The sequence below is a fragment of the Pantoea sp. GbtcB22 genome, from assembly GCF_019091025.1.
GTDB classification, from domain to species: domain Bacteria; phylum Pseudomonadota; class Gammaproteobacteria; order Enterobacterales; family Enterobacteriaceae; genus Pantoea; species Pantoea leporis.
This window is the reverse complement of sequence record NZ_JAGXKB010000001.1, coordinates 1233645-1260189: the sequence shown is the minus strand read 5'-3', so window position 1 is coordinate 1260189 and position 26545 is coordinate 1233645. Positions and strand designations below refer to the sequence as shown.

The window sequence follows — 26545 nt, the reverse complement described above, 5'->3', positions numbered from 1 at the left end:
AAAACCCGCGATCTCTTAGCACGCTAAGGTTATAGTGACCGCCTACTTTAATCCTGATCCCCGACGCCACTTTCCATGTCTGACGCCGCTGTACTGAGTAACGCTCAGTTAAATAAACGTATTCTCTCCGTCATTGTTTTCACCTTCTTTTGCTACCTTTCGGTGGGTTTGCCGCTCGCGGTGCTGCCGGGATTCGTGCATAACCAGCTTGGATTCAGCTCGTTCATCGCCGGATTAATCATCAGCCTGCAATATTTCGCTACGTTATTAAGCCGCCCGCACTCCGGTCGTCTGGCGGATCGCTTTGGTCCGAAGCGCGTGGTGATGATGGGATTGGTGTTCTGCGGCATGAGCGGCGTGTTATCGATTATCGCCGCGCTGTGCAGCGACATGCCGCTGCTGAGCCTGGCGCTGCTGGCGGCGGGGCGCTTGTTCCTCGGCGTGGGCGAAAGCTTCAGCAGTACCGGATCGACGCTGTGGGGCATGAACATTGTCGGTCCGCTGCAAACCGCGCGGGTGATCTCGTGGAACGGCGTAGCCACCTATTTCGCCATGGCGATTGGTGCACCGCTCGGCGTGCTGCTGAATCAGTGGTTTGGCATCAGCGGCTTTGCTGGTTTAGTGGCGATCATGGGCGTTGCCGGATTCTGGATGGCGAGTCGCAAAGCGGGCGTCAGCGTCTCCGCCGGCGTGCGCATTCCGTTTCATCGCGTGGTCAGCCGCGTGTGGATGTTTGGGCTGGCGCTTGGCTTTGGCACCATTGGTTTCGGCGTAATTTCCACCTTTATCACGCTCTATTTCGCCAGCCGCGACTGGAGCGGTGCGGCGTTCGCGCTGACGCTGTTCAGCCTCGGCTTTGTGATTGTGCGTCTCGGTTTTGGTCGCTACATCACGCGTTTCGGTGGCCTGAAAGTGTCGCTGGTGTCATTTGTGCTGGAGTGTGCCGGACTGCTGCTGATTTGGCAGGCCGACAGCATCTGGCTGGTGGATTTGGGCGCGTTCCTCACCGGCGGCGGTTTCTCGCTGGTGTTCCCGGCGCTGGGCGTGGAAGCGGTGAAGCGTGTACAGCAGCAGGATCAGGGTTCGGCACTCGGCACCTATTCGGCGTTTCTCGATTTAGGACTGGGATTAACCGGTCCGGTGGCGGGCTTGCTGATTGGGCATTGGGGCATGCAATCGGTCTATCTGGCGGCGGCGCTGATGGTGCTGGGGGCGTTTGCTATCACGCTGCGTCTGCACCAGCAACACGGCCGGCAGACGGCCGCGCAAGCGCTGAGCGAATAACGCTTCATCGGCAAACCCCCGTGCGCCGCCGTTGTTTACCGCAGTTAAAAGTGGATAAACAGGGCGTAAAGCAGTCCCGAAAGTAACACGGACACCGGCAGCGTCAGCACCCACGCCATCGCCAGATTGCGGATGGTGGCGAGTTGCAGACCTGAACGGTTGGCGGCCATCGTACCGGCGACGCCGGAAGAGAGCACATGCGTGGTAGAAACCGGCAGGCCAAACGCGTCGGCCGCGCCGATGGTCGCCATCGCTACCAGCTCAGCGCTGGCACCTTGCGCGTAGGTCAGATGGGTTTTGCCGATGCGTTCGCCCACCGTCACCACAATGCGACGCCAGCCAACCAGGGTGCCGAGACCCAGCGCTATCGCCACCACCACTTTCACCCACATCGGGATAAAGCGCGTGGCGGCATCCAGCTCTTTCTTCACCGCCGCCAGGTTGCGCGCGGTCTCTTCCGGCAGCGCTACTTTGGCGCTTTGCAGATGCTTAATGGTTTCGGAGGCCAGATACATGTCGTTTCGCGTGTTGGTCACCGCCTGCGCCGGGATATTCTCCACTGCGCCGTAGCGACGAATCTGGTCGCCGATATCGCCCAGCATCATGCCGAGCGCCGGCAACATCTGTGGACGAGTCTGGCTGGTGCGCACGAATTCGGTCAGCACCTCGCGCGGCGCGGGCATGGCGGCGGGCGCCGGTTGCAGCGTCAGCAGCTGCTGTTCCGTCACCTGAGTCAAGGCGGCGACGCGCGGAATCTGCTCCGGCGGCAGCGAGCGGTTCAACGCGTAGGCAATCGGCATGGTGCCGACCAGAATCAGCATGATTAGGCCCATGCCTTTCTGCCCGTCATTCGAGCCGTGCGCGAAAGAGACGCCGGTGCAGGTGAGGATCAGCAAGCCGCGAATCCATACCGGTGGCGGCTGATTACCTTTCGGCGCTTCATACAGCTGGCGATTGCGGATAAAGGCTTTCATCGCCAGCAGCAGCAGCGCGGCGCAGACGAAGCCGACAATCGGCGACAGCAGCAGCGCATACCCGACTTTAATTGCCTGATCCCAATCCACGCCGCTGGTGCCGCTGCGGCCATGCAGCAAGGCGTTCGCCACGCCAACGCCGATAATCGAACCGATCAGCGTATGCGAAGAGGAGGCCGGTAAACCAAAATACCAGGTGCCGAGGTTCCAGATAATCGCCGAGAACAGCAGCGCATAGACCATGGCAAAGCCGTGGCCGCTGCCCGCTTGCAGAATTAACTCCACCGGCAGCAGCGAGATGATGCCGAACGCCACCACGCCGCTGGAGAGCAGCACGCCCAAAAAGTTACAGAAACCGGACCACATCACCGCCACGCCCGGCGACAGTGAATGGGTGTAGATCACCGTGGCGACGGCGTTGGCGGTATCGTGGAAACCGTTCACAAATTCAAAACCGAGCGCAATGATCAGCGCCACGCCGAGCAGCAGGAACGGTATGTAGCTGGTGACCGGCGCACCGGTCTCTTCAACGTCATTAAACAGGTTGATGCCGGCATACAGCAGGCCAGCGATCAGCAACAGTACAAAGATCAGACGTGAGGCAGGGCCGTTGCCGCGGTTAAGGTTCGGGCGTCCGCTGTGGGACGAGGAGGTCGATGCAGGTAAACTGTTTTCAGCCATAAAACACCTCAGTGTTAAATCACGATGCTCGAACGGCACCCGTTAATGGCAGTGTGATACGTGGTTTGTATGACAGAATGATGATGGCGCACGCCCGGTGTCATCTTGCTGCAACATCCCTGTCGCACGCTGTGGATCTGACCGCTCGGGAATGACCTGCTAATGCTCCAGCCCGTACTACCGCTCGCCTCGCTGCCGGACTTCAATAACGACGTCGCCGGACTGATTCATGGTTATCTTTTTACGCCCGCGTCGCTGCCACAGCGGCTCAATGCACGCGAAGCGGCCCAGCTGGCGCAGCAGCAGCTGCCGGAGTCGACCTTTATCTGGCTGCACATCAACCTTAATCACGCGCGTGCTGAACGCTGGGTTCAGGACCACTTTGGCGTAGACCACGATTTTTTCGACGAGATACATTCTGCTTCGCCGCGCACCCGTTTAGCCCAGCAAAACGATGCGCTGCTGGCGGTACTCAATGACGTCACCTTCAGTAAAGAGGAGCGCAGCACGCAGAACGCCACGTTGTGGATGTGGTGCTGCCCGCGTGTGGTGGTCACCGCGCGTTTTCGCCCGGTTGGCATGATCGAACGCATGCATCAGCAGATGAATGAACTGAAGTTCGCCGAGCCGGATGCGATGCTGCTGTGGCTGCTTGGCGAGCAGGAAGCGCAGCTGGAGCAAGTGGTGCGACGTTCCAGTCAGGCGGTGGATGCGATTGAAGAGCGCTTGCTGAGTGCGGCGATTAAAACCAATCGCCGTGAGCTGGGACAACTGCGTCGTATGCTGCTGCGCGTGCAGCGTTTGCTGGCACCGGAACCGGCGGCGCTGTTCCGCTTGCTGAATCGTCCGCCCAAATGGCTAAAGCGTGAACCCCTGGGCGAGCTGCGAATTTTCACCGAAGAGTTCAGCGTGGCGCTGAATGATTTGGCGAGTTTGATGGAGCGAATTCGTTTGCTGCAGGAAGAGATTGCCGCACGATTGATGGAGCAGAGCAACCGCACGCTGTTTTTGCTGACAGTGATCACCGTGCTGGCGTTACCGATCAATATCGTGGCGGGATTTTTTGGCATGAACGTGGGCGGGATTCCGCTGGCGAATAATCCGCACGGCTTTTTGCTGCTGGTGTTGGTAGTGCTGGCGTTTACCCTGGTGGCGGGTTGGCTGGCGTTTCGACGACCGCGTGATTGATTAACGTTGCGCGATGAATCGCGCCGCTACGGTAGGTGCATGTATCTGTAGCGGCGCAATTTATTGCGCTTCTTAACTCACGATTACAGGCTGGTGGCCGGCTGCGCTGCTGGCGCTGCGCCGTTGATACCTTGCGGTGTCATTGGCTCTTCTTTCGGCAATGCGTCAGAAGACTCCTGAACCGGCACCGGTGCTGGCTGCACTTCGCCAGCTGGACCGTTGATTTTGATCGGCATACCGTTACGCGCCTGGATAGCGTTGTTGACCGCATCCTGGTTGGTGCTGGCATCGGCAATCACTTTGGTTACAGCGGAAGTCAGGTTGATCGGCACCACTTCGCGTGAATTGAACTGCTCTTCGGTGGTCGATAGCGGATTGTGTACTTCCACGTAGCGCGAACCATCTGGCTCAACGGTGGCTTTCACCGGCTGATCGATGAACTGTACGCGGGTGCCAACCGGCACGTTGTCGAACAGCCATTTGATGTCGTCAGCACGCAGACGCACACAGCCGTGGCTAACGCGCAGGCCGATACCGAAGTTGGCGTTAGTGCCGTGAATCGCATACAGGCGGCCGATATAGAGCGCGTGCAGGCCCATCGGGTTATCCGGACCCGCCGGGAACACCGCAGGAATGCTCTCGCCGCGTGCCGCATATTCTGCGTGCATCGCTTTGGTTGGCGTCCAGGTTGGGCCATCTTTCTTACGCTCAACCTTGGTCGTCCAGTTGACCGGCGTATCTTTACCCAGCTCGCCGATACCGATTGGCAGCACGACCACGGTCTTGGTGCCTTTCGGGTAGTAGTAAAGACGCATCTCAGCGCTGTTGATCACGATGCCTTCACGCGGCGCGTCAGGCAGAATCAGCTGCTGTGGGATGATCATTTTAGTGCCAGCTTTTGGCAGATAAACGTCAACGCCCGGATTGGCTTCCAGCATATTGCTGAGGCCCATCTGATACTGTGCAGCAAAGGCTTCCAGCGGAAGTTTGCTGTCATCAGGGACAGTGATTTCAATGTTTTCGCCGATCAGACGGCTGTTAGCCGGCGGCAGCGGATAGACTACTGCAAATGCCGACTGGCTGAACGCCGCCAGTGCGAGGGCGAGTGAAGCGAACGCGCGAATGCTCATTTTCATGTTTTTCAAGTCGTTATGGCCATGTTTCAGGCTTGTCAGTGTGTCGAATCCATCGTGGTCAGTATGACCCGCTGCGCATTATATGTGCATTGGCGCATTGATGGAAATCAGGATTTTTACTGGCTGCACATACTTTACGCAATTCCTTGTCTTTACCCGATAATTCCCTTCGATCCGCAGCCCAAAATGTGAATTTTTACGGCTGCCACAGCGTCACTTCATTACTCAGTTTACGATTGAGGAAAAAAGCGGCACTGATTAACGCCAGATGCGTCAACGCCTGCGGCATGTTACCCAACGCTTCGCCGTGTGAGGTGAACTCTTCGGCGTACAAACCAAGCGGATTGGCGTAACTCAGCAGCTTTTCAAACTCAAAATGCGCCTCATGTACGCGACCGGCTCGCGCCAGACACTCCACATACCAGAATGAGCAGGCACCGAAAGATCCTTCTCCGCCGGTTAAAGCATCGGCAGGCGTCTCGTGAATGTTATAGCGTCGGACTAAACCGTCGCTCACCAGATGCGTTTTAATCGCGTCCAGCGTCGAAATCCAGTCGGGATCGGTGGAGCTGACAAAGCGCACCAGCGGCATCAGCAGCATCGAAGCATCCAGGAAATTACCGCCGCGCGTCGCGGTGAAATGGCCCAGCTCCGGGTTCCAGAAGTTCTGCCAGATATCGTCGCGGATCTCGCTGCGCACCTTATCCCAGCGGTCGTACGGCATCGGCAGCGAACGTTTCAGGCCAAGGCGCAGTGCGCGATCGAGCGCGACCCAACACATCAGGCGTGAATGCAGGAAATGTTCCGGCTCGCCGCGCATTTCCCAGATCCCGGCATCGGGCTGATTCCAGTTCACGCAGACGTAATCGATCATATCGGAGACGTACTTCCAGCCGCGATGTGAAATCGCTTCGCCATATTTGTTGGCGAGATAAATGGCATCCATCAGTTCGCCGTAAATATCGAGCTGCGTCTGGCGCCAGGCATCATTGCCGATGCGCACCGGACGTGAATTGGCGTAGCCGGAAAGATTGAGCAGCTCGGTTTCGTGTAGCTCGGTGCCGCTGTCGAGGCGATACATCACTTGCAGGTGCGGCGTGTCGTCGTGGCTGTGCTCGACGCAGCGGCCGACCCATTTGGTAAAGTCGCGCGCTTCTTCGGTGTAGCCGAGGCGCATCAGCGCGTACATGCTGAATGAGGCATCGCGGATCCACGAGGCGCGATAATCCCAGTTGCGCTCGCCGCCCAACTCTTCGGGTAAGCCGAAGGTGGCGGCGGCGGCGATGGAACCGTGCTGATGCGAAGTGAGTAACTTCAGTGCCAGCGCTGAACGCGTCACCATCTCCTGCCAGCGGCCGCGATAGGAACTGTGGCTGCTCCAGCGTCGCCAGTACTCCAGCGTGTCGTGGAAACAGTGCTCGGTGGCGATGGTGGCCACGTTAGGATCGTCATCGTTACCAAAGACAAACTCAGCGGTTTCCCCGGCTTTCAGAGTGAATTCCGCCACCGCGCTGTGATTCTCGCGCGTCATCACCACCGAAGCGCTGAGGCGCAACGCCGGTTGTCCCGACGCAAGAAAGGCGATACCGCCGGGCCGCAGTTCGGTGGTGGTTTCGGCACGCGCGTAGTCGTGGCGTGGCGCACACAGCAGATGAAAGGTGGCGGTGCCGCGTACCATCTTTACGCGGCGCACGATACGCGGCACTTTGCTCTGCTCATCGCAGATCGGCATGTAATCGGTGATCTCTGCCACGCCGGCGTCATCCAGCCAGCGGGTTTGCAGAATATTGGTATCCGGTAAGTAGAGCTGTTGCTGGCGGGCATTTTTCCAGTCCGGCGCGAGGGAGAACAGGCCGGCCTCATCGCTGTCCAGTAGCGCGGCGAAAACCGACGGGCTATCAAGCGCCGGCCAGCAGAGATAATCGATGGTGCCATCGTTAGCAATCAGTGCGCAGGTGCGTAAATCACCAATCACGCCATGGTCGTCTATTCTGCGTTTAATCTCGCTCATCGTGCCCCCTTTGCCGTAGGTAATTGGTAACTATAGACGAAACGGCAGATTCGGCGGCCCCGAGGCACAGAAGGATAACTTCTATACTGTAAAGACACCCTCAATCAGGAGAATGTTATGAGCTTAGGAAAACAGAAAGTCGCTGTGGTTACCGGATCCAGTTCAGGCATTGGCCGCAGCTGTGCGGTGATGCTGGCCGAAGCGGGTTATACGCTGGGCATCACCTGGAGTTCGGATGAAGAGGGCGCCCAGGAAACCGCGCGCATGGTGGAAAGTCGTGGACAGCAGGCGCAGGTGCGGCAGGTTGACCTCTCCGATCCGCAAGCCGGCGCACAGCAACTGACGCAGCTGATCAACTCACTGGGGCGCATTGACGTATTGGTGTGTAATGCCGGCGTGATGACCAAAGCCGACTTTCTCGATGTCACCTTTGAGGATTGGCGCAAAGTGTTCAACGTGGATGTCGATGGCGCGTTTCTTTGCGGGCAGATTGCCGCGCGTCATATGGTTGATCAGGGCGACGGCGGACGCATCATCAACATTACGTCGGTGCATGAACACACGCCGCTGCCGGATGCCTCCGCCTATACCGCTGCCAAACATGCGCTCGGCGGCTTGACCAAATCGATGGCGCTGAGTCTCTTACCGCACCATATTCTGGTGAACGCGGTCGCACCGGGCGCAATTGCCACGGCGATGAACGATATGAAAGATGACCAGCAAGGACGACGTATGCCGGAAATCCCGATTGGGCGTCCCGGCGATACGCGTGAAGTGGCGAGTTTAGTGACATGGCTCTGTTCGGAGTGGGCAACTTATACCACCGGACAATCGTTTATTGTCGACGGTGGTTTTATGTTGGCCAATCCGCAGTTTAAGGGGTACCACGCGTAATCAACCGGCGCGGCGGTGATTCCAGTGGCGAATGATGTAACGCAAGACGATGCCAAAAATCACCGCCGCCGCCAGCCACAATAGCGGCTTGAGGTGCTGATCGATCTTGTGCAGCCACGGCGCGACAATCTGTCCGGCAAAGTAGCCAAGCGAGACAAAGATCAGCGCCCACAGCGCCGCACCAACCACGTTCAGAATGAAGAAACGCAGCGGCTTGAGGCGGCTGGTGCCAATAATGATCGGCCCGACAATGCGGAAGCCGTACATAAAGCGCACGCCAATCACGAACAGGCTCGGGTGTTTTTGAATTAGCCGCTTAGCCTTGCCAATTGTTTCCTGATGTTTACTGAAACGGCGCAAAATGCGCGTGCCATAACGGCGTCCCAGCCAGAACAGCAGCTGATCGCCAATAATGCCGCCGACCATCGCCGCCAGCACCACGCCGCTGAAGTGCAATAAGCCTTCATGCGCCGCCACACCGCCTAACAACGTGAACGTTTCCCCTTCGGCAATACAACCAATCAGCAGCGCCAGATAACCGTATTGGGTGATTAATCCATTGATATCGAGATGCAAATTATCCTCCCTGCAAAGTGTGAAATCGCTATTAGTGTATACCAGCGGCTTAATTTGTGTGGCGCCCCGCAAAAACGGCGCCGACGATTATACTTGAGCTAACGCTGCCTCCGTTGATCAGGCCGTTGGCTGTAAGGGCAGCCCATCGCAGCAAAGGAGTAAATGTATGAATCATGTCTGGGGTTTACTGGCGCATCCAGGTCAGGAAATGCGCGATATTAAACAGGAAAATGAGAGCGTTTCGCACCATTACACCCATCATGTTCTGCTAATGGCGGCGATCCCGGTGATCTGCGCCTTTATCGGTACCACGCAGCTGGGCTGGAATCTGGGCGAAGGGCAGTTCGTACAACTAAATCTACTGACCGGTATCGGTCTCGGCATTTTGTTCTATCTGATTATCCTCGGCGGCGTGGCGGTAATGGGCCGCGTGATCCACTGGATGGCGCGTAACTATCCGCAACGTCCCAGCTTGCAGCGCTGTACGGTGTTTGCCGGCTATGTGGCCACGCCGCTGTTCCTCAGCGGGCTGGTGGCGCTCTATCCGCTGGTGTGGCTGTGCGTGCTGGTGGGCGCGATGGTGCTGGTTTACACCGGTTATCTGCTTTACGTCGGCATCCCGGTGTTCCTGAGCATCGACCGTGATGAGAGCTTGCGCTTCTCCGGATCGACATTGGCGATTGGTGTGCTGGTGTTTGAAGTGCTGCTGGCGCTGACAGTGGTTCTGTGGGGTTACGGGCCACGGTTGTTCTGAGGAAAGCCAGGTCGGCATCAATGGCGACCTTCCCGCAACACGCACTCACCTCGTAAGGTCGTCATTCATGGCGACCTTTTTAACGCCCGGAAACAATCTCAATAAGAAATTTCTCAGGTAAGTGCGTATGATACTGCTGCCAGCCCGCATCCCGTCTGGATTGTTGCGGGCGGCCTGTGTCTCAACACAGCGCAAAACTCCTGACCGGATTTTTTTGACACGATGTCTGCAAAAATGCGTATTTCCTTGCTGTCGCTGGCGCTGTTTGTCGCCGCGCCAGCCGCTATAACGCCCGCGCTCGCTGCGCCGGCGGCACTCGCAAACCTGGCGCCTATTGCCCAACCGCAAATCGCCTCCGGCAGTGCCATGATTGTCGATCTGGAAAACAACAAAGTGCTGTTTTCCAGCCATCCTAACCGCGTACGTCCGATCGCCTCACTCACCAAAGTGATGACGGCGATGGTGGTGTTGGATGCCAAACTGCCGATGGATGAAATGCTGTCGGTGGATATCAGCCATACCGCTGAGATGCGCGGCGTGTTCTCCCGCGTCAAACTGAACAGCGAAATTAGCCGCCGCAACATGCTGCTACTGGCGCTGATGTCCTCGGAAAACCGCGCTGCCGCCAGCCTGGCGCATCACTATCCGGGCGGTTACGATGCGTTTATTCGCGCCATGAACGCCAAAGCACGCTCACTTGGCATGACGCACACGCGCTATGTCGAGCCGACGGGCCTGTCGATTCAGAACGTTTCCAGCGCGGAAGATCTGGTCAAGCTGTTGAAAGCCACGCGACAGTACCCGCTGATTGGCGAACTGAGCACCACCAAAGAAGACACCGCCGTATTCAAACATCCGAGCTACGCGCTGCCGTTCCGTAACACCAATCATCTGGTGTACAAAAACGACTGGCGCATCCAGCTGACCAAAACCGGTTATACCGATGAAGCCGGGCACTGCCTGGTGATGCGTACGGTGATCAATAACCGTCCGGTGGCGCTGGTGGTGCTGGATGCCTTTGGTAAATATACCCATTTCGCCGATGCCAACCGCCTGCGCGACTGGCTGGAAACCGGCAAAGCCGCACCGGTTCCGGCCGCTGCGCTGGCGTACAAAAAGCAGAAGTCAGGTTTGACCGCGAATAATGAATAACTGGATTTAAAGCACGCACATACCGTAGCGGCGCAATCTATTGCCCATTGCAGATTCTGCAGGATGCGCAATAGATTACGCCGCTACAGATTGAGCGTTGTGTTGTTACGCTCATCTGCAAAAACGCTTATCGTTAGCGCCAAAGTTTTACACCTTCATTCCTATAGTTTCAGTGTCGGCAACGTCTTAAACTAGCCGCCATTCACGATCGCACTTGCGTTTATCGGCTGTTATTACGCTGGAATCTCATTCATATGTTCAAGTTTCGTCATCTGTTTACCCCGTTTTTACTGCTGCTTGTGCTGTTAGCTCCCACGCTGAGCGTGGCCGCAGATACGCCGCCCAACGATCAGGCAGAGGACGCCGCACCCAAGGTGAATGCCTCGGTCGAGCTGCCTAAGATGCAGAAAATTCTCGACAAAATTAAAGGCCAGGTCTCGGGCGATACCAATGAAAGCCAGCTCAACCAGCTTAATGAGATGGCGCTGGACCTTTCCGGTAATGCCGAAACCCTCGGCCAGGCGTTGATCCCGCAGGGCCAGCAATTGGATGCACAATTGGCGGTTCTTGGCCCGGCACCGAAAGCCGACAGCGGCGTGAAAGAGACGCCTGAAGTGACGCGCAAACGTGCGGCGCTGGAGAGCCAGAAAGCCAAGCTGGACGATCAGATCAAACAAGCCGATGGCATCAAAAACGGTGCGCTGGTGCTGTCATCGCAGATCGTCAACCTGCGTCGTGACCAGCTGAAAAGCCAGCTGGCGCTGAACTCTGGCAGTATCCTTGGCCCGCGCTTCTGGGCGCCGCTGCTCAGCAGTCAGGATCTTGATGGCGAGAAGATCAGCGAGTTCATTACTGAATTGCAGGACACCGCCGCGCTGTCGTGGGAATCTGGCTGGCGTTTCGGCACCGTGGCCTGGCTGTTTGCCGCGATGCTGGTGATGACGCTGGGCCGTCGCTACAGCGAAGAGTTCTTTGCCTGGGTCAGCATTCATAAAATGCCGGAAGGGCGCTTACGTCGCAGCTTCCTCGCCGCCACCACCGCGCTCACCACGCTGGCCGCGGTGGTGATCACCTTTAACTTCATCGCGCTGGCCTTTACGCGCCGTGATGAAGTCTCGGGTGATGTGCAGGATTTTGTTGATCGGCTGGTGCAGCTCAGCGTCTATTGCGGCTTGATTGCCGGTTTAGGCCGCGCGTTCCTCTCCACACGTCGCCCAAGCTGGCGTTTGCCGGCCATCTCCAACGAAGTCGCGCAAGCCCTGAAGCCGTTCCCGCCGTTCACTGCGGCGCTGGTGTTTATTTTCCAGACGGTGGAAGCCTTCAACTACAGCGTCGGCACCAGCCTGAATACCACCATTTTTGCTAACGGCTTGACCGCGCTGCTGATTGGCAGTACCGGACTGGCGATCGGCATGCGCATCAACCGCGTACGCCGCCGCATGGTGCAGGAAGGTCAGCAGCCTGAAGCGCGTTCAACGTTGGTGGGATTGGTGCAGCTGGCGCTGATGCTGACGGCGCTCGGCATCCTGATTTCACTGATCATCGGTTACGTCACGCTGGCGCGCTTCCTTAGCTATGAAGTGATTTGGTGCGGCATTTTGTTTGGTTCGTTCTACTTCCTCAGCCATCTGGTGAATGACGGCTGCGAAAGCCTGTTCTCCACCAGCAATGCCACCGGCAAGCGCCTGCAAACCACGCTGAATATTGATGAGCGTTACCTGCAACAGGCGGCGACGCTGCTCAGCGCGCTGGGTAAAACCGTGCTGATTGCCATTCTGGCGCTGGCACTGCTGAACGGCACCTTTGCCTCATCAACGCCGATTGAGCTGATCCAGAAGGTGATTGAGTTCTGGGGCGGCAAAGGGCTGGAGTCGCTGAACATTGTGCCGGCGCACATGGTCAACGCGATTCTCTGTCTGGTGGTGGGCATTTACGTGCTGCGTTCGGTGCGTCGCTGGCTGGATAAAGATTTCCTGCCCAAAACCACCATGGACGTCGGCATGCGCGTTTCGCTGGTGACGCTGTTTAGCAATATCGGTTACGTGCTGATTATCCTGCTGACGCTGTCGATTATGGGCCTGCAGTGGAACAAACTGGCGTGGATTGTGAGCGCCTTGTCGGTCGGTATCGGTTTCGGCTTACAGGAGATTGTGAAGAACTTTATTTCCGGCCTGATTCTGTTGACCGAGCGCCCGGTGAAAGTGGGCGATCTGGTGAGCATCAGCGGCATTGAAGGGGATATCCGTCGTATTAACGTGCGCGCCACCGAAATTCAACTGGGCGACAAATCGACGGTGATTGTGCCGAACTCGCAATTTATTTCGCAGAACGTGCGTAACGCCACCATGGGTAACGCACAGGGCGTGGTCACCATCTTGCTGACGTTCCCGCTGGATATCGATCCGGTGCGGGTGCGTGAAATTCTGCTGGAAGTGTATCAGGAGAACGAACGTATTCTGGAGACGCCGGAGCCGTCCGTGTCGTTCAAAGATTTGACGCCGGCGGGTATCGTGTTGAGCGTCACCGGCAACGTTGCCGGCCAACGCCAGATTTCCGGTGCCAAGAGCGATCTGCTGTTCGATATTCTGACGCGTCTGCGTAAAGAGGGCATTATGCTGTCGACGCCGCAGACCATGATCATCGAGCGCCGCGCCGTGGCCGCAGCACAAGATCAGCAAAGCGATCCGTTGCCATAATGACGTGATTGCACCTACTGTAGCGGCGCGATTTATCGCGCAATTTGACCGCGATGAAAAGGTCAAAACAACGCAATTAATTGCGCCGCTACGGATCGGAAAAGATGGGGCCTGACACACGGCCACATCGTTGTTTATTTTATGACCGCCCAACCCTTCTGCTTACTGGTTTTCCCAATTCCTGGATTAAAACTGTTGGTGGGATCGAGCTGCTGATAAAACGCCTGCAGCTGCGGTTTCGCCTGATACAGATGGCCCACGTTATGCTCGGCCGGATACTCGGCGCCGCGCGCGGCTAAAATCGCCAGCATCTTCTCTTTTAACGCATGCGCATCCACGCCTTTTTTCACGATGTAATCCTGATGGAAGACGTGGCAGAAGAAGTGGCCGTAGTAGAGACGATGGCTCAGATCGTTATCGAACTCGGCCGGCAGGCGTTCAAACCACGCTTCATCATTACGACGCAGCGCGATATCCAGCGCCAGAATGTCTTCCACTTCATCGGCATGCACCGCGTGATAGCGCACCGCAGCACCGGCGGCGGCAAAGCGATGCAGGAACGCGTGCGCGCCCTCTTTGGCGTCACAGGCGAAGAACGCGCCGCCGCCTTCGCGGAAATATTCGGTCAGATAGGCCTGCGCTTCGGCGACGCCGTCGCCGGACATCTTCAGCATCAGGTGATGCTCATATTTGTCGCGATACTGCTTCAGGCGTTTAGGCAGATGCGCCGGTAGCCAGCTGCTGACGCGCTGCAATAAACGATCGGTGAGATGCGGTTTCACCCAGTTCAGCTTGCCCAGCCAGGCATCCACGCGGCCTTTCAGGGTGAAAAACAGCGGCATTTTGTCGGTGCCGAGTTTATCAATCATCACGAAAGTATCTTTGCCGTACACCTCGGCGATGTCGAAAATGTCGCGGTGCATATATTCGCCCGCCACCGGCAGATGGGTAAATTCCGCCAGTATATGGCGGCGAATATCGCCCAGTTCCGCCGGATTATTAGTGCCGATGTAGAACACCTGCTGCTGCGGTTCGGTGGGGAAAGTATCCAGACGCACGGCAAACACCGCCAACTTACCGGCGCAGCCGGAGGCTTCAAACAGGCGACGCTCATCGGCGTTAAAGCGCGCTGGCGTCTCTGCATGGATATCGCGCACGCGGTCGGCGTATTCATGATCCGAGGCGTGGCGTTCATCCCAGCGCACATCGCTCTGCTGCCAGCGATCGTCATCCAGCCGACCCAACATCTCTTCCGGCGAATGGCCGAGATCGATGCCGAGATGGTTCACCAGCTTGAGTTTGCCGCTGGCATCAATCTGCGCAAACAGCGCCATTTCGCTGTAGGCCGGACCGCGTTTGATCAGCGAACCGCCCGAGTTATTGCAAATCCCGCCCATTACCGAGGCGCCAATGCAGGAGGAACCGATCACCGAATGCGGCTCGCGGCCAAGCGGCTTCAGCGCTTTTTCCAGCTGATACAGCGTGCTGCCGGGGAAGGCGAGGATCTGTTTGCCGTTGTCGATCAGCTGCAACTTATCCAGACGCAAGGTGCTGATGATCACCACTGGACGATCGTAATCGTTGCCGTTTGGCGTGGAACCTTCGGTCAGGCCGGTGTTGGCGGCCTGCATCAAAATGATCGCATCGGCGCTCACCAGCGCCTGCAACGCACGCCACAGCTCAAGCAGCGAACCGGGGAAAATCACCGCCAGCGCTTCGCCTTCGCCCGAGCGAAAACCTTTACGGTAGCGCGCGGTCTGTTCCGCGTCGGTTAACAGGTTCGACGATCCGACCAGACGACGCAGTTCGGCGAGCAGAGTAGGGTGCGAAGTGTTGTTATTCATTGGCCTATCCTTGTCTTTAACATGGCGCTTTTACTGTAGCATGCGCCAGCGACAGGAGCGCGGTGTGACATGGTGGCTACCTGCTATCCTCATCTTGTGGCAAACTGCCCCGGTTATTTCGATATTGCGCAGTCACTTAAGAGAACCCGACCTGATGAAATGGATTTACTCTGTTAGCCTCGCTGTCTCCTTAGCCATGCAACCCGCTTTCGCGGACGATCTGTTTGGCCCACATCCGATGACTGAACAGGCGCGCGACGCCTTTGTGAATCAGCTGCTCAGCAAAATGACCCTTGATGAAAAAATCGGGCAGATGCGTTTGATCAGCGTAGGACCGGATACGCCAAAATCGGCGATTCGCGACATGATTCAGCACGGTCAGGTCGGGGCAATTTTTAACACCGTGACGCGTCAGGATATTCGCGCCATGCAGGATCAGGTGATGCAGCTCAGTCGCCTGAAAATTCCGCTGTTCTTCGCCTATGACGTGGTGCACGGTCAGCGCACCATTTTCCCGATTCCACTTGGCCTGGCGGCAAGCTGGGATCTGGATGCCATCGCCGAGGTGGGACGCGTCTCTGCTTATGAAGCCGCGGATGACGGCCTCAACATGACGTGGGCGCCGATGGTTGATGTGTCCCGCGAACCTCGTTGGGGACGCGGCTCGGAAGGCTTTGGTGAAGACACCTTCCTCAGCGCGCAAATGGGCAGCAGCATGGTGAAAGCCATGCAGGGCAAAAGCGCGGCGGATCGCTACTCGATCATGACCAGCGTGAAGCACTTCGCGGCCTACGGCGCAGTGGAAGGTGGACGAGATTACAACACCGTCGACATGAGCCCGCAGCGCCTGTTCCAGGATTATCTGCCGCCGTATAAAGCCTCATTGGATGCGGGCAGCGGTGGCGTAATGGTGGCGCTTAACTCATTGAATGGCACGCCGGCTACGGCAGACAGTTGGCTGCTGAAAGACATCCTGCGCGGCGACTGGAAGTTCAAAGGCATCACCATTAGCGATCACGGTGCGATTAAAGAACTGATTAAACACGGCGTGGCCAGCGATCCACAGGATGCGGTGCGCATTGCGATGAAATCAGGCATCGACATGAGCATGAGCGACGAGTACTACAGCAAATATCTGCCGGGCCTGGTGAAGAGCGGCGCGGTGAGCATGGCGGAAGTGGACGATGCCGCGCGCCATGTGCTGAACGTCAAATATGACATGGGCTTGTTTAACGATCCTTACAGCCATTTAGGGCCGAAAGAGAGTGATCCGCAGGACACCAATGCGGAAAGCCGTTTACATCGCGCCGAAGCGCGTGACGTGGCGCGTAAAAGCATTGTGCTGCTGAAAAACTGGCGCGAAACGCTGCCGCTGAAGAAAGACGCCACCATTGCGTTGGTGGGTCCGCTAGCGGATAGCCAGCGCGACATCATGGGCAGCTGGTCGGCCGCCGGCGTGGCGAAACAGTCGATTCCGCTGCTGCAAGGCGTGCGCAATGCGATGGCGGGCAAAGGCACGGTGCTGTACGCCAAAGGCGCTAACATCATCGACAACAAAGGCATTCAGGACTTCCTCAATCTGTATGAGCAGGCGGTCAGCGTGGACAAGCGTTCACCGCAGGAGCTGATTGACGAAGCGGTAGCGCAGGCGAAAAAAGCTGATGTGGTGGTGGCTGCCGTGGGTGAAGCGCAGGGCATGGCGCACGAAGCCTCCAGCCGCAGCGATTTGGTGATCCCGGAAAGTCAGCAGAAGCTGCTGGCCGCACTGAAGGCCACCGGCAAACCGCTGGTGATCGTGCTGATGAACGGCCGTCCGCTGACGGTGGTGAAGGAAGATCAGCAAGCCGATGCGATGCTGGAAACCTGGTTTAGCGGCACCGAAGGCGGTAACGCGATCGCCGATGTGCTGTTCGGCGATTACAACCCGTCGGGCAAGCTGCCGGTCTCCTTCCCACGTTCGGTGGGACAGATTCCGATTTACTACAACCACTTGCCAACCGGTCGTCCCTACAACTTCGCCAAGCCGAACAAGTACACCTCGCACTACTACGATGCGGTGAACGGTCCGCTTTATCCGTTTGGTTACGGCCTGAGCTACACCAGCTTCACGGTGTCGCCGGTGAAGATGTCGTCACGCACTATGCCGCGTAACGGCTCGGTGGAAGCGTCAGTGACCGTGACCAATAGCGGTAAACGCGATGGTGCAACCGTGGTGCAGCTCTATCTCAACGATCCGGTCGCCAGCATTAGCCGTCCGGTGCAGGAGCTGCGCGGCTTCCAGCGCATCATGCTGAAAGCCGGTGAATCGCAGACCGTGAAGTTTAAGATCGACGTTGATGCGCTGAAATTCTGGAACCAGAAGATGCAGCAGGTTGCCGAGCCAGGCAAATTCAACGTGATGATTGGACTGGATTCAGTGCGCACGCAGGATGCGCAGTTTGATTATCTGTAAGTAAGATTGTTGCGCTCTTTCGCTCGGTCAGCATGAATGCTGACCCTACATGTTATGCTTCGGTGATTTGTAGGGTCGGCATTCATGCCGACCAGGCCAATGAGCGCACAAACCCATGAACATCCGCGAACGCATCCAACAGCAAGTCTTCCGCCTCAACGGCCTGTCACTCAACGAATTCGACATCTCGCAACCGCCTGGCGATCCCGGTTTATTTGGCCCGGACCACGTTATCTGGCGCGTCCATGGCGACTTCCCCTCGATGCTGTGCGGCGGTATCAGCGCCTTAATGCTGCAGATGCTGCATCCGGCGGCGCTGGCGGGCGTGTGGGATCACTCCAATTTCCGGCAGGACATGATGGGCCGCCTGCGGCGCACCAGCCAGTTTATCGCCGTCACCACCTTCGGTAACACCGCCGATGCCAACATCCTCATCGACCGCGTCAAACGGATTCACCTGCGCGTCACCGGCGTCGATAACGCGGGCAAGCCGTATGCCGCCAGCGATCCGCATCTGCTCACCTGGGTACACGTCGCGGAAACCAGCCGTTTTCTGGCGGCGCATCTGCGCTACAAAAATCCGCAGCTCAGCCTGGCCGATCAGGATCGTTACTATCAGGAAGCGGCATTAGTTGCCGAGGCGCTTGGCGCACAGCGGGTGCCGAAAAGCGTGCAGGCGGTTGAGGCGTATCTACAGATGATGCGGCCCGAGTTGCTCTGTGATGCGCGCACGCTGGAGGTGATGCAATTGCTGATTAACGCGCCTGCACCTAGCTGGCAGGCGAAACCGGCAATGCGCGTGATGCTGAAAGCGGGAATGGGATTGTTGCCTGACTGGGCACAACAGCAGATTCAGCAGCCAGTTGGGCCGCTAACGCAGTGGCGTGTGGATCGGGAAATGGCGGTGATTGCGGGGCTGCTGCGCTGGTCGATTCAGCGCGGCGCTTATACTCGCGCCATGCAGCGCATGGGCCGCTAAGCGTTACAAATGCAGCTCATCCTCTTTCTGCGTGTAGGTGCGCGGTGTGCGCGCTTCACGTTTTAGTGCCTGCTGACGTTGCTGATAATGGTGCAGCATCATGCCAAGTCCGAGGCCAATCAGCGCCAGCGGCAGCAGGCTGTAATAGATATCAAGCGGTAATAACACCAGCAACGCCACGCCGCCCAGCAATAGCGTCAGCGACGTCATCACCCATGTATAACGGATAAACAGCCACACCAACATCGCGAAAATAACCACGTCACGCAGGTTCAGATCGAGGTTTTGCAGCACCATGATGGCAGCTCCAAAGAGGTGAATGCGCAAACCATATCACGTGAAATGGTAAAAGAATCGCAAATTAATCTGAAGCTTGTCAGCGTGTTAAGCGGCAATTGATAAGCCGCACTCATCTTTCCCTTCTGGCACTTTGAGAGTTTTACCCTTGTGTCACATGGCACGAGTGCCGATCCTGCTCTATTCTCGGGGAAAATGGATTCCTCCAGGTAATATCGAGGCGTTATGACCCACCAACCTCTGATTGCTGAGGTGCCGAATCAGCAACACACACTAACCGCGATCGTCGAGCAGGATGCGCGTACGGCCTATTTTTATATCTGGCCGAATGACCTGTTTCGCAGCCAATACGCGGTGCGCGGCTGCTGGCTGCGTAACCTGCTGCCTGCGCCCGCGCAGGAAGATCGTGAAGCGATGGAGCAGGGCATCGCGCCGCTGCTGAGTGCCGAGTATTGCCGCACGCTGGAAGCCGAGCCGATGCTCGATCCCGCCGGCTTACAGGTGCTGTGGGAGCCCAGCGACGACGGCGCCGCGCTGTGGTATTACGGCCAGCTGCTGGCGGTGATCCCCGGCTGGAGCCTGTATCAGGATAAGCAGGTGAGTTTTTCTGCTGCCTGCATCAAAGAGAATCGCCTGACCGCACCGCTGGGATCGGCCTCCACCAACGATTACTACGCGCGCGCTGAACAGCAGCGTCACTTCTGGCGTGACTGGCACGACGGACACTTGTGGGATGTGGTGCAGCGCGAGCTGATGCAGTGTTATCAGGCGCAGTTTGGCGAATCGGTAAAATATTACTCCATCGATCAAGGCAACTGGCCGCCAATGGCGATTTCGCAGCACTTGCACAATGGCGTTTGGTATTTCCTGACGCTGGGCATGGGGATCCGTCCGATGCCGCAGGTGGATCACCTGTTTGACGAGCTGGCGCCGCAGTATCGCCGCGTCGAGCTGGCGATGGCGGTAGACGGTGAAGTGATGACCGAAGCCAATGCGGTGCAGATGGCGAGCGCGCTGGCTGAGTTTGCCCATCTGCCGTGGGCGCGCCTGACCTGGATTGGCGAAGGGCATACGCTGGCGTCGGAAGTGGCGCCGGTTGGCTTTGAAAGCTTCCTGCTGGCCAACGATCTCGCTCCCGAAGCGGCGCAATTCCGCCTGCCGAAACGCGATGGCGATCGCGTGAATCTGCTGTGGTCCACGCCAATTACTGAAGCCGAACGCCAGTTTGCGCAGGCTGACGATCGCGGTGGGCAGCAGCTGCTGCAACGTTTGCTGGCGGACGGCAATAATCATGTGTTCCGGCCGCGCCAGGAAGTGGTTGAAACTCCCGCTCCGTAAATCAGGTCGGCATCGATGCCGACCCTACGATTTTAAATTATCACCCAAATCAACTATTTCACTGCTTTGTGATCGTGCTCACCTCAAGTTCCCCATTAACACGCCGTTAACCTCGATCAGGCAACTCGCCAACCAGGGTAAGGGCACACATAATGTTCAAAACAACACAATCCCGTTTCACCGCGACGCTGGTCGCCTTTTTTGCCGGTCTGATGCTGGTTACCGTGCTGGTAATTAATCAGTTTATCGCTCCGCAACTCTCCGAAAATGAAAGTCGTCTGGTACGTTACGAAGTGGACGGCCTGGCCGGACGCATCGTCGAGCAGATGAACCGCGTCCAGGCACAGCAGCGCGCCATTACCGAAGCCGCAGGCGTGATGGACAGCGCAGCCATTGATACCTTGCTGCCCGCCTTAGTTAACCAATATCAGGACAGCAACGTGTTCGGCGGTGGCATCTGGCCGTTACCGAACCGTCGCGATCCGGCCAAAGAGAAAAACAGCTCGTTCTTTGCGCGCAACGCCAGTAACCAGCTGCAGGTCAACACTTACTGGAACTCGGACGCCGCCGACAAATACTGGGAGCAATCCTGGTACAAAGATGGTTTGGCTGCGCCGAAGGGCCAGTGCGCGTGGGCGAAAGCGTATCAGGATGCCGCCAGCCCGCAGCCGCGTACCAACTGTGCAATGGCGATCTATCGCGATGGCACCGTATGGGGCGTAGCGACCATTGACGTAACGCTCGGCTTCTTCAACCAGCTGGCAAAACAGATGGGTGAGGCGATTCAGGGCCGCGTACTGATCGTTGAAGCTGACGGTAAAGTGGTGGGTAACGCCGCGCTGGTGGATGGTGCGCCGAAGCTGGAAAACCTCGCCGATACCCAGCTGCCGATGGCGTCCGCGTTAAAAGGTCTGCTGGCGCAGGCGGGCAGCCAGCCCGCGCAAACCACCTTTGCAGGTGAAGATGGCGAACACACGCTGTTCGTGCAGGCGATTGCCGGTAGCCCGTGGTATCTCGCCAGCGATGTGCCGTCGAGCTTGCTGGATGCGCAAACTCACAGCATGTTGACGCGTCTGGGTCTGGTGCAGATTCCGCTGGCGGTGATCCTGCTGTTGGTGCTGCTGGGCTTTGTGCGCGCCATGATGAAACGCCTCGCGGTGCTGAACAGCAACATTGAAGCTTTATCGACCGGCGGTGCCGATTTGACGCAGCGTCTGCCCGCCAGTAATAGCCCGGAATTCAACGCCGTGGCGCAGAGCTTCAACCAGTTCATCGCCTATCTGCAAGGCCTGATGCGTCAGGTGGGCGATAGCGCGCTGGCGATTACGGCGGCTTCGCGTGAAATTGCCAGCGGCAACGCCGATCTCTCGGCGCGTACCGAATCGCAGGCCAGTTCGATTGTTGAAACGGCAGCATCAATGGAAGAGCTGACCGGCACGGTGCGTCAGAACGCCGATAACGCCACGCATGCGAATCAGCTGGCGGATGGCGCGTCGCAGGTTGCGGCACGCGGCACCGAAGTGGTGCGTCAGGTGGTCACCACCATGGGCGCGATTAATCACTCTTCGCGCAAAGTGGTTGATATCATCAGCGTCATCGACAGCATCGCCTTCCAGACCAACATCCTGGCGCTGAACGCCGCGGTAGAGGCGGCGCGCGCCGGTGAACAGGGGCGCGGTTTTGCCGTGGTGGCCTCGGAAGTGCGCAACCTGGCACAGCGCTCGGCTAACTCGGCGCGTGAAATTAAGAAGCTGATTGAGGAGTCGGTGGCGAATATTGATACCGGCAGCCAACTGGTGGAGCAGGCCGGGCAAACCATGGATGAGCTGATGCAGGGCGTCAGCAGCGTGACTACGCTGATGAGCGAAATCATGTCAGCGAGCCGCGAGCAGAGCATGGGCATCGATCAGGTTAACGTGGCGATTACCCAGCTGGACGGCAGCACTCAGCAGAACGCCGCGCTCGTCGAGCAGGTTTCAGCCGCCGCGCAGTCGATGCAGCAGCAAAGCGTGCAGCTGGAGCAGGTGGTGCAAAGCTTTAAGCTGTAAGTTTTGTGGAGTCGGTCGCCATGCATGGCGACCGCTATCAAACCGCTTGCGAAAACTGATTACGAATCTCTTCACGCACGGTATGCAGCGTAGTATTGGCACCTGTGCAGCGATCAACTAACTTACCCTTCAATAAAAGATCAAAAATCGGCGATTGCGGGCGATTCAGTCGATTTTGAATCAACTGCACCTCTTAACAACTCATCATTAACTTTTTTGTTGAGGCATGTAAGTCGAAGGCATTTAGATCCCATAGATTTGCTTAACCAAGCTTTCACTCCTTTGTAATGGAAACCATTATTTTGACGTGGGGAACGTTAACAACGTTTACGTGAAAAAAAGCTTATACAACTAATTCGATGGTATGTAGTGGACCTTTTCATCAGAATACAATAAAATCCCCGGGTTACCGCTTGGGATATCTACTTTGCATAACTCTTCGTATTAGCTTTATACAAAGGGTGTAAAGGCTGCTATTGGCAACAATGGTGCTTGCATGGAGATTACCTCATGTTAAAACTAGTGAACGTACGTCAGTACAATCGCTATCGTTTTGGTCGTTGGGAGACGGTGTGTAAACACCGTCGTTCTTACCCAACCCGATGATATGCGGCCTAAGCGGTAGCAACCTCATCTTCCTCGTCCGGCTCATCTATTTCCATCATTTTAATATAATGCTTTTCGTCGCCAGTCATGATAAATATTTTCTTTAATTGATCTATATATTTTTGAGGTGAAATGTCACCCATGTCTGAAATGTTTACTGCATCTGAATGTGAGCCTCTATTAATAAAACGATAGAATGCTCTAAAGCTTTGGTTATTTTCATCTTTAGCAAGCTTTATGAGTTCAGCTTGAAGTGCATCTGTTTTATGTACGAATGCAAAGTAATATTCAAGTATATTTCTCATTATGTTAGGTATAATAATTTTATTAATTTTTCCATCTTGAGCATCTTTTAATAACTGCCATAAAGATTGATATTCATTTTTCAAACTACTTTTTTCAATTTCCTCGAAAGTACTATGCGTGTTTTTGCTTATTCTTCCTAGACTATAATCTCTCTTGAAAATTTTATCATTTCTGCTTCGGGGCGCCAATTTAACCAATTCATGGAAAAAGTATAAGTTATGGGTAAGTATTATTATCTTCTTAGGTTGAGGAGTTTCCAGAACTTCAAAGTGAATCATTGATGCTATATCATAAATGTAGTTTTGCGATAAGCTTGAAATTGGATCATCAATAACTATAAGCGATTCCCTGTTATCATAATCTAATTTATCAGTTTTCCCTTTGCAGTATTCTATAAAATAAAGGAAAGTAATTAGGGTTTTTTCACCTTCACTAAGTGAGCGATATACCCCTTCAGTAGAGGTATTGTCTGCACGCGAGATGACATATTTATCTTCGCTAGATAAGTGTTTTTTTATGCTGAAATTGTCAATGCCAAGGTTTTTAAGTCTGTTGTTAATAGAATCTATTGTTAAATCAATGTTCGAGACATTAGTACGTAATTCTGATATCCGATTGTTATTATCCTTTCCTTTCTTAATTATTAAATCTAAATCTTTTCTTGCGATCTCTATTAATGATTTATTTTTCAAGCTGCTTTTGTTTAGGTCATCAAAGTCTATATGGCAAAAATCTTTCGCTCCTGCCCATATTTTTCCTTGAATAATGTTTTCACTACGTTTGAAAGTTTTAGACTTTGCGTTAATGTCGTTAATTTTAATATTATATTTAACTATGTCTTCGAAAATATTATTGTAGGATTCGTTGTCGAAATTTAAAGTAATCGATATCGAAGGGTTGTTTATTTTATCATTGAGTAATGAAATGTTTGCACTAAGAATTTTATGCAATACTTTTATATATGTTAAAGATTTATTTTTTTCATCGTCAGTTAAAATTAAGCATTGTGTTAGCTCAAGTTCGACCAGTTGTAAGTTATCTTCCATTTCCTTGCTTAATTTGTTTTTAATTATCTTTATTTGATTTGTTTTTTTGTTATAGCTTTCATCAAAGATTGATTCGATAGCTTTTGTGAAGTCATCGCTTATTGTTTTTTCTTGGCAAAAAGGGCAAGTTTTTTCTCTAAGATATAGCTCTTTACCAGTTTTCACCCAGTCAAGGTTATTCAATTCTTTTATATTATCAGAAAGGTAACTATTACTGAGGTCAATAATAGGTGTTGCTAATAGGTCATGTTCACTAGGTAATAAAAAGTCTTTTATTGGTAAGGTAATTGTTGGGGATTCTATATTGTTATGTCTTAGTAACTCATCATATTCTTGAATGAGTGAGTTAAGATCTATTCCAGGAAGCCTTTGAGAAGGCTTTAATTTTTCGAAGAATGATTTTTTGCTGCCTAGACTTCCTTTCATTAATGATTTTAAAGAGGATGCTCTGATATTTTCTGTTTTACTCCAGACTGCATCAATACATTTAATTTCTGCTTTATTTTCATTTTCAACTAAATTATCCAAATAAGCCTTTTTTTCTAAGTATTGTTTTGTAAGTGATTGTTTTTCTGATTCTTTTTCGGCTATTTCCTTTTCGATATCAGCATTTTCTTTGCTAAGGGTAAAAACTCCTTTTTGTTCGGCAGTATTGAAGAAGTTTTCTTCAATAAATTTAGCATTATATACAAAAGGTCGATAATGTTGAATGAATGTACACTCACATTCCTTAAAAGATGCATCGCTCATGTTATAGAAAAAATTGGATATTGTTGACTTCCCAGCGCCATTTTGTCCATAAATAATGTTTATTTTTTTTCTTAAGTCTATTTTTGTGGTTTGTTCTTTACTATAACTTGTTATGTTTTTTAATCTAAGTTCCATTTTGATATCTCACATTTAATTAAGTTTATGGCATGCTGTTTAAATTACATGTTGATATTTATTCAATTAGATAATCGTTAGTTTAATGCGTCGGTGTCAAGTTTGGTACTTCATCTCATACATTATCCCAAATCCAATCCTCCGTTGACTGATTCGAACCTCCACTATCCTTAAAAAGTTAACATATGTATATATTCAATAATATGCATACTTAGAGGGTTGTCATGAATAGATAAAAGAAATGTTGCTATATTTTAACAAGTTAGCTGATAGTAAGGTACGCAGGGCTTCAACTAGCCATATACAATCTACTAAATCATAACTGGGATAGTTAATAACGGTATATGTTCAGATATAATAACGCTGGATCATTAAAATGTTCAAGTAATTAATGACATCATTCATGACTCGACTAAACGCTTGGCTGAACTATGAGGAAAGCAACTTTGGAAAGATATTGCCGCACTTGATGTCATTTCACCTTACATTCAAAATTCAAACTGACGCAGCGTAGGCTTTAAATTCATATTAAAGGAATAGCGCAATGAAAGTTGGGTGGCACATCGGCACGTTGTGATCTCGAACGCGTGTGTGATCGAAGGTTTGACAGACTTCATTTACAACCAGGTGTGGGGCGCTTCATGCGATAAGCTGCCCGCGCATCCTGCTACTGTCCGCCAATTGAGCTGAAAGAGTTAGGGCGATAACGTCAATCTACCCTCTTTTACGATGAATCCTCCGCAGGCTGCTACGCTTTAATGTGCCCACGTTAACGCACGGAATGTGCGCTATTTCCTCCATCAACCCCTTGGAGGTTGTGTACAATAGCTGCGAATTTTCCGAAGGAGTTGTCATGCCCGCCATTGAAGTTATTCTCGTTGACCACCTCGATCGCCCTATCGGCAAAATGGAAAAGCTGGAAGTGCATGAAAAAGGATTGCTGCATCGCGCGGTGACGGTTTACGTGTTCAATTCGCGCCATGAAGTGCTGCTGCAACGCCGTGCCAGCACTAAATATCACTGTGGTGGATTGTGGAGTAACACCTGCTGCAGTCATCCCTATCCGCAGGAATCCACGCGCGATGCCGCCGAGCGCCGTTTGCGTGAAGAGATGGGCATGAATGTTGCGTTAACGCCGGTGTTTGAGCTGAGCTACAACCTGCCGCTGAGTAACGGCTTGACCGAGCATGAATATGGGCACGTGTTCTTCGCCATCAGCGATGAGCAGCCGGTCCTCAACCCGGAAGAGGCGGATGCATGGTGCTATCGCTCGATTGCGCAGATTCAGCAGGAGATGCAGGAGAATCCGGCGCAGTTCACGCCGTGGTTTTTGCATACCTTCCCGCGCATTCCCAATACGCTGGGCGAGTTTCGCCTGACGGCTTAAAGACGAAGGTC

At 54.4% G+C, this 26545-nt stretch carries 18 protein-coding genes; 11 read left to right on the top strand and 7 right to left on the bottom strand.

The window, feature by feature from the left end:
- The first annotated feature begins 75 nt into the window (after positions 1-75).
- Positions 76-1284, top strand: a complete 1209-nt coding sequence (locus tag KVT28_RS05885; RefSeq protein WP_101763166.1) for an MFS transporter — start codon at positions 76-78, stop codon at positions 1282-1284.
- A 44-nt stretch (positions 1285-1328) separates the two neighbouring features.
- Here KVT28_RS05885 and KVT28_RS05880 read toward each other — a convergent pair whose 3' ends face one another.
- Complete coding sequence (locus tag KVT28_RS05880) at positions 1329-2939, bottom strand: inorganic phosphate transporter (RefSeq protein ID WP_217547197.1); 1611 nt, start codon at positions 2937-2939, stop codon at positions 1329-1331.
- A 162-nt stretch (positions 2940-3101) separates the two neighbouring features.
- Between KVT28_RS05880 and KVT28_RS05875 the strand changes: the two genes are divergently transcribed.
- On the top strand, positions 3102-4127 hold the full coding sequence (locus tag KVT28_RS05875; protein WP_217547195.1) for a transporter: 1026 nt from the start codon (positions 3102-3104) through the stop codon (positions 4125-4127).
- An 83-nt stretch (positions 4128-4210) separates the two neighbouring features.
- On the opposite strand, the gene KVT28_RS05870 is transcribed toward KVT28_RS05875, so the two are convergent.
- Positions 4211-5263: a L,D-transpeptidase family protein gene (locus KVT28_RS05870; protein WP_101763163.1), complete on the bottom strand. Its 1053-nt coding sequence runs from the start codon at positions 5261-5263 to the stop codon at positions 4211-4213.
- 196 nt (positions 5264-5459) lie between these two features.
- Positions 5460-7274, bottom strand: coding sequence for a glycoside hydrolase family 15 protein (locus KVT28_RS05865; protein WP_101763162.1), 1815 nt, complete (start codon positions 7272-7274; stop codon positions 5460-5462).
- Positions 7275-7391: 117 nt separating this feature from the next.
- On the opposite strand from KVT28_RS05865, the gene KVT28_RS05860 reads away from it, so the two are divergent.
- Complete coding sequence (locus KVT28_RS05860) at positions 7392-8168, top strand: SDR family oxidoreductase (RefSeq protein ID WP_101763161.1); 777 nt, start codon at positions 7392-7394, stop codon at positions 8166-8168.
- Here KVT28_RS05860 and KVT28_RS05855 read toward each other — a convergent pair whose 3' ends face one another.
- Complete coding sequence (locus KVT28_RS05855) at positions 8169-8744, bottom strand: DedA family protein (protein WP_101763160.1); 576 nt, start codon at positions 8742-8744, stop codon at positions 8169-8171.
- Between the two features lie 166 nt (positions 8745-8910).
- Between KVT28_RS05855 and KVT28_RS05850 the strand changes: the two genes are divergently transcribed.
- From KVT28_RS05850 to KVT28_RS05840, 3 genes are all read left to right on the top strand, one after another.
- Positions 8911-9498 carry a Yip1 family protein gene (locus KVT28_RS05850; RefSeq protein ID WP_217547193.1) on the top strand — a complete coding sequence of 196 codons (588 nt, stop codon included), beginning with the start codon at positions 8911-8913 and terminating at the stop codon, positions 9496-9498.
- 222 nt (positions 9499-9720) lie between these two features.
- The gene (gene pbpG / locus KVT28_RS05845; RefSeq protein ID WP_137385419.1) at positions 9721-10650 is read left to right on the top strand and encodes a D-alanyl-D-alanine endopeptidase; all 930 of its coding nucleotides are present in this window, start codon (positions 9721-9723) and stop codon (positions 10648-10650) included.
- 254 nt (positions 10651-10904) lie between these two features.
- Positions 10905-13346, top strand: a complete 2442-nt coding sequence (locus tag KVT28_RS05840; RefSeq protein WP_217547190.1) for a DUF3772 domain-containing protein — start codon at positions 10905-10907, stop codon at positions 13344-13346.
- A 134-nt stretch (positions 13347-13480) separates the two neighbouring features.
- Here the strand turns inward: KVT28_RS05840 and dld are convergent, their stop codons facing one another.
- Positions 13481-15190 carry a D-lactate dehydrogenase gene (gene dld / locus KVT28_RS05835; protein ID WP_217547188.1) on the bottom strand — a complete coding sequence of 570 codons (1710 nt, stop codon included), beginning with the start codon at positions 15188-15190 and terminating at the stop codon, positions 13481-13483.
- 154 nt (positions 15191-15344) lie between these two features.
- On the opposite strand from dld, the gene bglX reads away from it, so the two are divergent.
- Together bglX and KVT28_RS05825 are read left to right on the top strand one after the other, a co-directional pair.
- Positions 15345-17642 (top strand): beta-glucosidase BglX, encoded by a 2298-nt coding sequence (gene bglX, locus KVT28_RS05830; protein WP_217547186.1) that lies wholly within the window; start codon positions 15345-15347, stop codon positions 17640-17642.
- A 115-nt stretch (positions 17643-17757) separates the two neighbouring features.
- Positions 17758-18621, top strand: coding sequence for an oxygenase MpaB family protein (locus KVT28_RS05825; RefSeq protein ID WP_192414235.1), 864 nt, complete (start codon positions 17758-17760; stop codon positions 18619-18621).
- A gap of 3 nt (positions 18622-18624) precedes the next feature.
- Here the strand turns inward: KVT28_RS05825 and KVT28_RS05820 are convergent, their stop codons facing one another.
- On the bottom strand, positions 18625-18918 hold the full coding sequence (locus KVT28_RS05820; RefSeq protein ID WP_110865780.1) for a hypothetical protein: 294 nt from the start codon (positions 18916-18918) through the stop codon (positions 18625-18627).
- Positions 18919-19143: 225 nt separating this feature from the next.
- Between KVT28_RS05820 and KVT28_RS05815 the strand changes: the two genes are divergently transcribed.
- Positions 19144-20256: a suppressor of fused domain protein gene (locus KVT28_RS05815; RefSeq protein ID WP_008102641.1), complete on the top strand. Its 1113-nt coding sequence runs from the start codon at positions 19144-19146 to the stop codon at positions 20254-20256.
- 152 nt (positions 20257-20408) lie between these two features.
- A complete protein-coding gene (locus KVT28_RS05810; protein ID WP_101763152.1) occupies positions 20409-22304 on the top strand; it encodes a methyl-accepting chemotaxis protein in 1896 nt (631 codons plus the stop codon).
- Between the two features lie 614 nt (positions 22305-22918).
- Here KVT28_RS05810 and KVT28_RS05805 read toward each other — a convergent pair.
- Complete coding sequence (locus KVT28_RS05805) at positions 22919-25147, bottom strand: AAA family ATPase (RefSeq protein ID WP_101763151.1); 2229 nt, start codon at positions 25145-25147, stop codon at positions 22919-22921.
- 853 nt (positions 25148-26000) lie between these two features.
- Here KVT28_RS05805 and idi point away from each other — a divergent pair.
- Complete coding sequence (gene idi / locus KVT28_RS05800) at positions 26001-26534, top strand: isopentenyl-diphosphate Delta-isomerase (RefSeq protein WP_101763150.1); 534 nt, start codon at positions 26001-26003, stop codon at positions 26532-26534.
- The last annotated feature ends 11 nt before the right edge of the window (positions 26535-26545 follow it).

What these genes read in the sequence shown, in the direction of transcription:
- KVT28_RS05885 (WP_101763166.1), top strand. Translation starts at nt 76, where the DNA reads ATGTCTGACGCCGCTGTACTGAGTAACGCTCAGTTAAATAAACGTATT.
- KVT28_RS05880 (WP_217547197.1), bottom strand. Translation starts at nt 2,939, where the DNA reads ATGGCTGAAAACAGTTTACCTGCATCGACCTCCTCGTCCCACAGCGGA.
- KVT28_RS05875 (WP_217547195.1), top strand. Translation starts at nt 3,102, where the DNA reads ATGCTCCAGCCCGTACTACCGCTCGCCTCGCTGCCGGACTTCAATAAC.
- KVT28_RS05870 (WP_101763163.1), bottom strand. Translation starts at nt 5,263, where the DNA reads ATGAAAATGAGCATTCGCGCGTTCGCTTCACTCGCCCTCGCACTGGCG.
- KVT28_RS05865 (WP_101763162.1), bottom strand. Translation starts at nt 7,274, where the DNA reads ATGAGCGAGATTAAACGCAGAATAGACGACCATGGCGTGATTGGTGAT.
- KVT28_RS05860 (WP_101763161.1), top strand. Translation starts at nt 7,392, where the DNA reads ATGAGCTTAGGAAAACAGAAAGTCGCTGTGGTTACCGGATCCAGTTCA.
- KVT28_RS05850 (WP_217547193.1), top strand. Translation starts at nt 8,911, where the DNA reads ATGAATCATGTCTGGGGTTTACTGGCGCATCCAGGTCAGGAAATGCGC.
- pbpG (WP_137385419.1), top strand. Translation starts at nt 9,721, where the DNA reads ATGTCTGCAAAAATGCGTATTTCCTTGCTGTCGCTGGCGCTGTTTGTC.
- KVT28_RS05840 (WP_217547190.1), top strand. Translation starts at nt 10,905, where the DNA reads ATGTTCAAGTTTCGTCATCTGTTTACCCCGTTTTTACTGCTGCTTGTG.
- dld (WP_217547188.1), bottom strand. Translation starts at nt 15,190, where the DNA reads ATGAATAACAACACTTCGCACCCTACTCTGCTCGCCGAACTGCGTCGT.
- bglX (WP_217547186.1), top strand. Translation starts at nt 15,345, where the DNA reads ATGAAATGGATTTACTCTGTTAGCCTCGCTGTCTCCTTAGCCATGCAA.
- KVT28_RS05825 (WP_192414235.1), top strand. Translation starts at nt 17,758, where the DNA reads ATGAACATCCGCGAACGCATCCAACAGCAAGTCTTCCGCCTCAACGGC.
- KVT28_RS05820 (WP_110865780.1), bottom strand. Translation starts at nt 18,918, where the DNA reads ATGGTGCTGCAAAACCTCGATCTGAACCTGCGTGACGTGGTTATTTTC.
- KVT28_RS05815 (WP_008102641.1), top strand. Translation starts at nt 19,144, where the DNA reads ATGACCCACCAACCTCTGATTGCTGAGGTGCCGAATCAGCAACACACA.
- KVT28_RS05810 (WP_101763152.1), top strand. Translation starts at nt 20,409, where the DNA reads ATGTTCAAAACAACACAATCCCGTTTCACCGCGACGCTGGTCGCCTTT.
- KVT28_RS05805 (WP_101763151.1), bottom strand. Translation starts at nt 25,147, where the DNA reads ATGGAACTTAGATTAAAAAACATAACAAGTTATAGTAAAGAACAAACC.
- idi (WP_101763150.1), top strand. Translation starts at nt 26,001, where the DNA reads ATGCCCGCCATTGAAGTTATTCTCGTTGACCACCTCGATCGCCCTATC.